The organism is Stenotrophomonas sp. STEN022 (assembly GCF_056760155.1).
The window spans coordinates 1-9767 of sequence record NZ_JBRREG010000129.1 but is presented as its reverse complement, the minus strand read 5'-3'; the positions used below and the strand labels follow the sequence as shown (position 1 = coordinate 9767).

The window sequence follows — 9767 nt, the reverse complement described above, 5'->3', positions numbered from 1 at the left end:
CCGCCCCCGCCGCCGCGCGCCCCCGCGCCGCCGCCCCCCCCCCCCCCCGCCCCCCCCCCCCCCCCCCCCCCCCCCCCCCCCCCCCCCCCCCCCCCCACTACGGGCACCACCCGTGAAACCCAGCGTCCTGCAAGCCGCCGCACCTTCTATTTCCCCGCCAGCACCCAGTCAGAGGTTGAGAACCTGCCCCGCCGTCGCCATAAAGGACGTTCCTGACAGCAACGTAGCCAGCCATGAGCGATCTCCCCCACGTATTCGAGGCAACCACCGAAACCTTCGAGGCCGAAGTCCTGCAGAAATCCATGCAGACCCCGGTGCTGGTCGATTTCTGGGCCACCTGGTGCGGGCCATGCAAGAGCCTGGGGCCGATCCTGGAGAAGCTCGCCGGCGAGTACAACGGTGCGTTCGAGCTGGCCAAGGTCGACGTCGACAAGGAGCAACAGGTTGCTGCCGCCTTCCAGATCCGCTCGGTACCCACGGTCTTCCTGATCAAGGACGGCCAGATTGTCGATGGCTTCCCCGGCGCGATGCCCGAGGGCCAGCTGCGTGAGTTCCTGACCCAGCACGGCGTCATGCCGGCTGAGGCGACTGCTGCCGTCGAAGAGGACATCCAGGCGCTGCCGCTGGACCCGCAGGCCGAAGTCGCCGCATTGCGTGAGGCCATTGCCGCTGAGCCGGACAAGGCCGAGCTCAAGCTCGACCTGGCCCTGGCACTGCTCAAGACCGGTGCAACCAGCGAGGCCGGGCAGCTGTTGGACGGCCTGCCGGCCAACCTCGCCACTGACGACCGCGCCATCCGCGCGCGCGCGCGCCTGGACTTTGCCGCCGCTTTGCAGGACGCCCCAGCCTCCGATGTACTGGCTGCACGCATACAGGCCGACGGAAATGACCTGGAAGCGCGCTACCTGCTGGGCATCCAGCATCTATTGGCAGGCGAGGATGAAGCCGCGTTGGAGCAGTTCATCGAAATGCTGCGCATCGACCGCAGCTTCCGCGACAGCCTGCCCAAGAAAGCGCTGATCGACGCGTTCCGGGTGATCGAAGACGAAGACCTGGTGGGCCGTTACCGCCGCAAGATGTCTTCGCTACTGTTTTAACTTGGTGCCAGACAGTTCAATTTGCGTGTCAATTGCACGAAAATTGACAGCTCATCGTGGATGATCCTGCCGTGGCCCTCGCCACGGCGCCTTGGAACGTATAACGATGAAGTTGGAAGCAGCCCGATGTCAGCGTAACGGACACGCGTTTTTGGAGCCGAAGTGGCCGTGAGTAACATCGACGTTCGCCCATCCCTGTCACAGCTGCTGCTAGCTGCGTTGTTGCTGTGTTGGGCAACACTGGTCAGCGCCCAGGACTGGAACTACCGCGCACGCCCCGGCGATACCTTGTGGGACCTGGGCGCACGCTACCTGAAGGCCGATGTGCAGTGGCAGCAGCTACAGGCACACAACAAGATTACCGATCCGTACCGGCTCGCACCCGGCCAGACCCTGCGCTTCCCTATTGCCTGGCTGCGCGTACAACCTGCACCGGCACGGGTGGTCGCATCGCGCGGTCAGGCCCAGGTGAGCGATCCGGTCAACGGCACACGCGCCGTGCAGGCCAACATGCTGCTACCGATCGGCAGCCAATTGCAGACCGGTGATGATGCCAGCGTCACCCTCAGCTTCGCCGATGATTCACGTCTGCAGCTTCGTGAGAACTCACTGTTGCAGCTGGACCAGCTCAGCAGCTATGGCGCCACTGGCATGGTCGACACTCGCATGCGCCTGCAGCGCGGACGCAGCAGCAACCAAGTGACGCCAGCGCGCGGGCCGGCATCGCGATATATCATCACCGCCCCCACCGCGACCAGCAGCGTGCGCGGCACCTTGTTCCGGGTAAACGCCGGCGACGAGGACAGTCCTGCAGCCACCGAGGTCGTCCAGGGACGTGTGCAGGTGGGCAATCGCGCCGGTCAACGGCTGATTGGTGGCGGCCATGCAACCCTGGTCCGCGCAGCGGGCAGCGCGCCGACACAGTCGCAACAACTGCTGCCGGCTCCACAGCTGCTTGAGTCACGCTTGCGACTGCAACCACTGCCGTTGCTGGCTGCCTGGCGACCGCTGGATGCAGCCAGACGTTACCGGGTAGAGGTAGTGTTTGCAGCGACGCCAGACGTCGTACTGTTCGCCCGCGAGCTGACAGAGCCGCAGATCCGCATCGAGAGCTTGCCGCCCGGCCAGCTTCGCCTACTGGTACGTGCCATCGACACCGATGGCGTCGAAGGCCTGGATGCCGAGCATGATTTCCTGGTGCCGGAAGGCCTGCCCGCGCCGTTGACGCTGGCGCCGCTGCATGGGCAGACCGTGCATCAGCTGCAGCCGCGCTTCCAGTGGGCCAAGGTTGCCGGCGCCACTGGCAGCGTGCTGCAGATCGCGGACAATCCGGACTTCCTGCAACCCTTGGTCGAACAACAGGCCAGCAACCAGCAGTTGCGTATCGGCAGCCCACTGCCGGCTGGGAACTATTTCTGGCGACTGGCCTCGATCGATGGCGACAACAACCCCGGCCGCTACGGCCAGGCATTGCCGTTGCAACTCAGTGATGTGCCCGTTGCGACGCCACTGGACTCGGCAAAAGATCACAAGGGCCTGCTGACCCTACGCTGGCCGGCCGACAACGCCGCCCAACACTATCGCGTGCAGATCTCGCGCAAGGCGGATTTCTCCCGACTGCTGCTGGATGAACAAGTGGATATTCCCGAGATCGCACTCAAGCAACCCTGGCGTGGCGGCACCCTGCATGTGCGCGTGCAGAGCATCGAAGACGATGGCTATGCCAGCACGTTCTCCACGCCCCAGCAGATCCAGCTGCGCTGCCGTCTCTGCTATGGCGTCGGTGCAGGCGCTTTGCTGCTTCTCGCCCTATGAGGCCACTACGGCCGCGCTGGCAGGTAAGGCTGCTGTTTGTATTCGGCTGCGCGCTTGTGGTCGGCTGGCTAAGCCATGCGCGGGTGTTCTGGCAACAGGATGTCGCCAGCTACGATCTATTGGTGGGCGACTGGGAGTACCCGCCCGACCCCCGTCTGGCGATCATCGCCATCGATGACCGTAGCCTGCAGCAACTTGGCCAATGGCCGTGGCCACGCAGCGTTCATGCGCGGCTGCTGGATCGCCTGCACCAAGCGGGCGTGGAGCGCGTTGCACTGGACCTGATGCTCCCCGACGCCGATCGCAAGGACGCCAGCCAGGACAACGCCTTGGCCGCGGCGATCCGCCGCAATGGACGGGTCGTGCTGCCGGTACTGGCCGCACCGGCCAGTGACGAAGCGGTACCCGAGGAACTGCTGCCCGTACCTGCCATTGCCAAAGCGGCAGCCACGCTCGCACACACCGATATCGAAGTGGATGGTGACGGCGTTGCGCGCGGCGTCTATCTCAAGGCCGGCATCGGTTCGCCACATTGGCCTGCACTGGGTGCCGCGCTGGCCGGAACCAACCAGCCGTTACCGGGCATGGTCGATCCTGCGCCACGGGCCCGCTCTCCCTATCAATGGCATCGCGATCATTACGTGCGACTACGCTATGCCGGGCCGCCTGGCAGCTTTCCGCAGATGTCCTATATCGACGTGCTTGAGGGCCGGATACCCAACGATCTGCTGAAGGACCGGCTGGTTATTGTCGGCATGACTGCCAGCGGCATCGCACCGCGCCTGCTCACCCCTACGTCGCACGACAACTGGATGAGCGGCAGCGAGTATCAAGCCAACGTGGCTTCGATGTTGCTGGCCGGCAATGCCATCCGCCCGCTGCCACCGCTGCTGCAGACTGCAATCACCATTGCACTGGTGGTACTGGGCGCGCTAGGGATCACCTCCGCCATCCGTCAGCGCTGGCTGCTGGGCGCATTGGCCATCCCCGCCCCCATATTGCTGAGCCTTGCTCTGCTACATGGCGCGAATCTATGGTTCGCGCCGTTTGCGGCGACCGCGGGCTTCATCGGCATACTTTTGTTCTGGACGCTATGGCAGATGCGCTACTGGCGCCGCCAAGCCAACCGTGACCCGCTCACCGGCCTGGCCAACCGCATGCGCTTTGAAGAGACGCTACGGCGAGAGACCGATGCCGCCCGCCGTAGCGGCCGCCCCTTGACCCTGCTGCTGATCGACGTCGATCACTTCAAAAGCTGCAATGACAGCCACGGGCATTACGTCGGTGATCGCCTGCTACGTTACCTGGGCCGCACCATCGAGGACATGGCGCGACGCCCGCGCGACCTTGCCGCGCGCTTCGGTGGTGACGAGTTCGCCCTGATCCTGCCCGACACCCCGCCGGCCGGTGCCGAGCAACTGGTGCAGAGCTTGATCAGCCGTGTACGCCAGCTCAGCATCCCGGTCGACAAGGCTCTCCACAGCAAGACCAGGACCACCGTCACCATCGGCGTGTGCAGCGTGCTGCCGGGTCCGGACGATGGCCCTGCACGCCTGTTCGAAGCCGCCGACGCTGCCTTGTACCAGGCCAAGCAGGCTGGCCGCGACGGCTACCGCATGGCCCCGCCCTGGCCACACTGAACCCCTTCCATACGCATGCGAATGCTAGACTCCGGTTCCCCTGTCAGTCCGCATCCGCAATGAAAGCCAGCCTGTTCCGCCGCGGCATCAACCTGTGGCCTCCGTTCCTGTTCGCTGGCATCCACGTCACCGCCATCAGCGCCGACTACCGTTACGTGCGGGTCGAGCTGCGGCAGCGGCCCTGGAACGTGAACTACGTGCGCACCCATTTCGGAGGCAGCCTGTTCGCGATGACCGACCCGTTCTGGATGCTGTGCCTGCTGCAGAACATGGGCAGCCGCTACTTCGTCTGGGACAAGGCCGGCAGCATCGAGTTCCTCAAGCCCGGCCGTGGTGTGGTGTGGACCGAATTCCGGCTGGACGACGCCACGCTGGAGGAAGTCAAGGCCGCCACCGCCAACGGCGACAAATACCTGCACTGGTTCGAGAACGAGGTACTCGATGCCAGCGGCGAGGTGGTGGCAAGGGTGCGCAAGCAGGTCTATGTGCGACTCAAGCCGGACGCACGCAAGCTGGATTGAGGCAAGGCAGCAACACAGATTTCTCTGAACGCAGCCGTTCCAGCGTTCTGCGGCGCACATACGGAAGACACCCGAACGCTACAATTCGCGGATGTCGCCCGAAGCCGTCTCCCCCGCCCCCCGTCCCTCCCTGCAACGTCTTTTCCTCACCGGCCTGCTGACCCTGCTGCCGATCTGGTTGACCTGGGTGGTCGTCAAATTCGTGTTCGTCCTGCTCTCGGGCATCAGCAGCCCGCTGATCGTGCCGCTTTCCGAGCGTATTGCCTCCTCGTTCCCGGATTATCTGGGCTGGATCAAGGTCGAATGGATGCAGGACATCACCGCCCTGCTGGCCACTTTGCTGGTGATCCTGCTGGTTGGCATCCTCAGCCGCCGGGTGATCGGCCAGCAGCTGCTGCGCTGGTTTGGTGCGGTTATCCGCCGTATTCCGCTGGCCAGCATCATCTATGACAGCGCCAAGAAGCTGCTGGACATCCTGCAGACCAAGCCCGGCAGCACCCAGCGCGTGGTGCTGATCGACTTCCCGCACCGCGACATGAAGTCCATCGGCCTGGTCACCCGGGTGCTCAAGGAGCAGGGTACCGGCCGCGAACTGGCCGCCGTGTATGTGCCCACCACCCCCAACCCGACCTCCGGCTACCTGGAGATCGTCCCGGTGGAGATGCTCACCCCGACCGACTGGACCGTGGACCAGGCCATGAGCTTCATCATTTCCGGCGGTGCCGTCGCCCCGGACAGCGTGCCATTCACCCGCTCCGTCGACCGGTAAGCCTGATCCCATGCCCAGCGGTAGTCACCGCTGGGCATGGGGCATAACCAGAGCTGTATCACCGGCGCGTGTTCATCCACGCCACGGCTGGTCGTCACCGCTGATATCGGGCAAGCTCCCGGGTCGATGTATTTGCGGAATACCTGATGCCTTACAGCCCGTTGCGCCTGCTTGCGCTTGCTATTGCCACGATCATGACGCTGTCCGTTGCGGCCCCGGCCGAAGCGGCCAAAAAGAAAAGCCAGCGCCAGTCAGCGCCGCAGAGCCGCGCCGCCAAGCCCAAGCCGCGCAGTACCCCGCGCCCGGCGCCACGCCGGCCGGCAGCCGTGCCATTGCCGATCAAGCAGGACAACGCCGCGAAGCTGAATCGCATCTATGACGAGTACTGGGATGCCTCGATGCGGCTGAACCCGCTGCAGGCCACCTTCCAGGGCGATCCGCGTTACAACGACCAGCTGCCCAACTTCCTGTCCTCGGCTTCGCGCCAGCAATCACACGACTTCATGGTCGAGTGGCTGGGCAAGGTCCAAGCCGTCGGCGCTACCGGTCTGCAGGGCCAGGACCTGCTGAGTTACGAAATTTTCGTGCGCGACGCACAGGTCTCGCTGGCCGGCGAGCAGTACCCGACCTGGATGCTGCCGATCAACCAGTACTACAACCTGTCCAGCATCATCGCCGTGCTTGGCTCGGGCGCTGGTGCCCAGCCGTTCCGCACGGTCAAGGACTACGAAAACTGGTCCAAGCGCTCGCTCGGCATTCCGGCACTGTTCGACCAGGCCATCGCCAACATGCGCGAAGGCAAGGCTGCCGGCGTGGTACAGCCGCGCGCACTGATGGAGAAAGTGCTGCCGCAGCTGGATGCGGTGATCAAACCCACCGCGGAGGAGAGCCTGTTCTGGGGCCCGATCCGTAATATCCCGGCGGAATTTTCCGCCGAGGACAAGGCCAGACTCACTGCCGAATACAAACGCATGATCGAGAACCGGATCATGCCGGCCTATCGTTCGTTGCGCGGCTTCATCGCCACCGAATACGTGGCCGCCGCGCGCAGCACCGATGGCATGGCCGCCCTGCCCAATGGCAGCGCCTGGTATGCGCACAATGTTGCCAGCAGCACCTCGCCGGCACGCACACCGGCGGAGATCCATGCACTTGGCGAACAGGAGGTCAAGGACCTGCAGGCGCGCATCGATGCGGTGATGAAGCAGGCCAGGATCCGCGGCTCGCAGCAGAAGGCCTTCAATGCGATGCGCAACGACCGCCAGTTCGTGTTCCGCGATGCCAATGCCCTGCTTGCGCGCTATGCCGAGACCGGTGTGCGGGTGAATGCCGCCGTGCCAGCACTGTTCAATGAGCAACCCAAGGCCCGCCTGGAAATCAAGGCCGTGGAGGCCGAGCGTGCCGCCACCTCCAGCGCTGCCAGCTACCAGCCGGGCAGCGCCGATGGCCAGCAGCCGGGCGTGCTCTACGTCAACACCAGCGACCTGCCCTCACGCAAACGCTGGGCAGTGACCATGCAATACCTGCACGAAGCCATTCCCGGCCATCACTACCAACTGGGCGCGCAGCAGGAACTGGCCGCGTTGCCGCGCTTCCGTCGCCTCGGTGGCGATGTTGCCTATGTCGAAGGCTGGGGCCTGTACGCCGAGTCGCTGGGCCAGGAACTCGGCCTTTACAACGACCCCTACGACCAGCTCGGCTATCTGCAGACCACCTTGCTGCGTACCGTGCGGCTGGTCGCCGACACAGGCTTGAATGCCGCCGGCTGGAGCCGCCAGCAGGCCACCGAGTACATGGTCAAGAACGCCGACATCCCGGCCGCCGATGCCGCCTCCGAGGTTGAGCGCTTCATGGCCTTGCCCGGTCAGACCCTGGCCTATCGGGTGGGCGAGATCAAGATCCGCCTGCTGCGTGACAAGGCCAAGGCCGAACTCGGTGATCGCTTCGACCCGCGCGAGTTCCATCATGAAATCCTCAAGGATGGCTCCATGCCGCTGGAAATCCTTGAGGCCAAGATCGACCGCTGGATCGCCAGCAAGAAAGCCTGATCATCCACCAAGGAGCCGCCATGCCACGCTGGAAACCCCGACTCGCCCTGCTCTGCCTGTTCGCGTGCTCCAGCTTGGCCGCTGCCCCCTTGGCCCCGCCTGATGCGGGCATCGACGGCTTGATGCAGCGCTACGACGGCCAGGTTCCCGGCGCTTCTGTGCTGGTATTGAAAGACGGCCAGCCCGCGTTCCGCCGCAGCTACGGACTGGCCGTTGTCGAAGACGCCACCGCGGTCACTCCCGCCAGCAATTTCCGCCTGGCCTCGGTCAGCAAGCAGTTCACCGCCGCGGCAATCCTGCTGTTGGCCGAAGACGGCAAGCTGGGCATCGACGATCCGCTGAAGAAGTGGCTGCCCAGCCTGCCCGCCGTCGCCGACACGATGACGCTACGGCAGCTGCTCAGCCATACCAGCGGCCTGCTCGACTACGAAGAGCTGATGGACCCGGCTGATACCCGCCAGGTCCATGATGCCGACGTGCTGCAACTGCTGCAGAAAGAGAACCGGACGTACTTCACGCCGGGCAGTGACTACCGCTACAGCAACAGCGGCTATGCCTTGCTGGCGCTGGTGGTGGGCAAGGCCTCGGGCAGCGACTTCGCCAGCTTCCTGCGCCAGCGCATCTTCCTGCCGCTGGGCATGAGCAACACCTACGCGCACCAGGACGGCGTCGATGAGGTGCCGAATCGCGCCTATGGCTACAGCCAGATCGATGGCCACTGGCAGCGTACCGACCAGAGCACCACCAGCGCCGTGCTCGGCGATGGCGGCATCTATTCTTCCATCGACGATCTGGCCAAGTGGGATGCGGCGTTGTACGACGAACGCCTGTTGAAAGCGACGTCGCTGAAACTGGCCTTCAGCCCGGCAACGAAAACCAACGAACCCGACGTACCGTTCTATGGCTTTGGCTGGCGCATCAATGGCGATGCGCTATGGCATAGCGGCGAGAGCATCGGCTTCCGCAATGTGATCGTGCGTTATCCCAGGCAGAAGCTGACGGTGATCGTGTTGAGCAACCGCAACGAACCCGAACCCTATGCGCTGGCCATCGACATCGCCCGGCGCTGGCTGGATGCCGCGCGATGAACCTGCTTGGCATCCATCATGTCGCGGTCATTGCAGCGGACTACACACGTTCGCGTGACTTCTATGTGCGCATTCTCGGATTAGAAGTGATTGCCGAGAACTACCGCAGCGAGCGTGACTCCTGGAAGCTGGACCTGCGCCTGCCCGATGGCAGCCAGCTGGAATTGTTCTCCTTCCCGAATCCTCCCGCACGTCCCAGTCGGCCTGAAGCCCGCGGACTGCGCCACCTCGCCTTCCGTGTTGCAACGCTGGACGATGTAGTAGCCCACCTGCAACGCGAAGGCGTGGCCTGCGAGCCGATACGCGTGGACGAGTTCACCGGCAGCCGCTTCACCTTCTTCGCCGACCCCGACGATCTGCCGCTGGAACTCTACGAGACACCAGCCCCGTAGTGCCGAGCCATGCTCGGCAGGGGCTTTCCTCCCGAAAAGCCCCCCTCACCCCAACCCCTCTCCCGCCAGCGGGAGAGGGGCTTTAAGCAGGAGCTGGACCTGTAGTGCCGAGCCATGCTCGGCAGGGGCTTTCCCGGCAATGCCTTAAAAGCTGCCCTCACCCCAACCCCCGCTCCGCGCCCCAGCCCTTGCGCCAGCGCAAGGTCGTTCAGAATGGGCACGAACCAGTGGTTCGTACACGCCCCTCCTTCACCCCGCGGGCGGGGGGGCTTTGAGCAGGCGCGGGACCTGTAGTGGCGCGCCCAGCGCCGCCCGGGGTTTTCCACCAACACAAAAACGTATCAGGTTTTTTGGGCGGCGGGAGCCGCCCAGCCAAAGCAAAAAAAGCAGCAATAAA

General features: G+C 64.4%; 8 protein-coding genes. All 8 read left to right on the top strand.

All coding sequences use genetic code 11. The annotated features are described in order from the left end of the window. Nucleotides 1-233 precede the first annotated feature (233 nt). The 8 genes from trxA to gloA2 all read left to right on the top strand — a co-directional run bounded on the left by trxA (nucleotide 234) and on the right by gloA2 (nucleotide 9370). Nucleotides 234-1097 (top strand): thioredoxin, encoded by an 864-nt coding sequence (gene trxA / locus ACVOMF_RS19145; RefSeq protein WP_481510677.1) that lies wholly within the window; start codon nucleotides 234-236, stop codon nucleotides 1095-1097. A gap of 168 nt (nucleotides 1098-1265) precedes the next feature. Beyond that, on the top strand, nucleotides 1266-2912 hold the full coding sequence (locus ACVOMF_RS19140; protein ID WP_481510676.1) for a FecR family protein: 1647 nt from the start codon (nucleotides 1266-1268) through the stop codon (nucleotides 2910-2912). Further along, nucleotides 2909-4552, top strand: coding sequence for a CHASE2 domain-containing protein (locus tag ACVOMF_RS19135; protein WP_481510675.1), 1644 nt, complete (start codon nucleotides 2909-2911; stop codon nucleotides 4550-4552). The genes ACVOMF_RS19140 and ACVOMF_RS19135 overlap by 4 nt, the downstream gene beginning before the upstream one ends. A gap of 59 nt (nucleotides 4553-4611) precedes the next feature. Then, nucleotides 4612-5073 carry a DUF4442 domain-containing protein gene (locus tag ACVOMF_RS19130; RefSeq protein ID WP_481510674.1) on the top strand — a complete coding sequence of 154 codons (462 nt, stop codon included), beginning with the start codon at nucleotides 4612-4614 and terminating at the stop codon, nucleotides 5071-5073. A gap of 91 nt (nucleotides 5074-5164) precedes the next feature. Then, nucleotides 5165-5842, top strand: a complete 678-nt coding sequence (locus ACVOMF_RS19125; protein WP_481510673.1) for a DUF502 domain-containing protein — start codon at nucleotides 5165-5167, stop codon at nucleotides 5840-5842. 146 nt (nucleotides 5843-5988) lie between these two features. Further along, complete coding sequence (locus ACVOMF_RS19120) at nucleotides 5989-7890, top strand: DUF885 domain-containing protein (protein ID WP_481510672.1); 1902 nt, start codon at nucleotides 5989-5991, stop codon at nucleotides 7888-7890. A gap of 20 nt (nucleotides 7891-7910) precedes the next feature. Then, entirely contained in the window at nucleotides 7911-8978 is a 1068-nt protein-coding gene (locus ACVOMF_RS19115; protein WP_481510671.1) for a serine hydrolase domain-containing protein, read from the top strand. Continuing rightward, entirely contained in the window at nucleotides 8975-9370 is a 396-nt protein-coding gene (gene gloA2, locus ACVOMF_RS19110) for an SMU1112c/YaeR family gloxylase I-like metalloprotein (RefSeq protein ID WP_481510670.1), read from the top strand. Before ACVOMF_RS19115 ends, gloA2 begins: the two co-directional genes overlap by 4 nt. Nucleotides 9371-9767 lie beyond the last annotated feature (397 nt).

Excerpts from the sequence above, each read along its gene's own strand:
- ACVOMF_RS19135 (WP_481510675.1), top strand. The coding sequence starts at position 2,909 with ATGAGGCCACTACGGCCGCGCTGGCAGGTAAGGCTGCTGTTTGTATTC.
- ACVOMF_RS19115 (WP_481510671.1), top strand. The coding sequence starts at position 7,911 with ATGCCACGCTGGAAACCCCGACTCGCCCTGCTCTGCCTGTTCGCGTGC.
- ACVOMF_RS19120 (WP_481510672.1), top strand. The coding sequence starts at position 5,989 with ATGCCTTACAGCCCGTTGCGCCTGCTTGCGCTTGCTATTGCCACGATC.
- ACVOMF_RS19125 (WP_481510673.1), top strand. The coding sequence starts at position 5,165 with ATGTCGCCCGAAGCCGTCTCCCCCGCCCCCCGTCCCTCCCTGCAACGT.
- gloA2 (WP_481510670.1), top strand. The coding sequence starts at position 8,975 with ATGAACCTGCTTGGCATCCATCATGTCGCGGTCATTGCAGCGGACTAC.
- trxA (WP_481510677.1), top strand. The coding sequence starts at position 234 with ATGAGCGATCTCCCCCACGTATTCGAGGCAACCACCGAAACCTTCGAG.
- ACVOMF_RS19130 (WP_481510674.1), top strand. The coding sequence starts at position 4,612 with ATGAAAGCCAGCCTGTTCCGCCGCGGCATCAACCTGTGGCCTCCGTTC.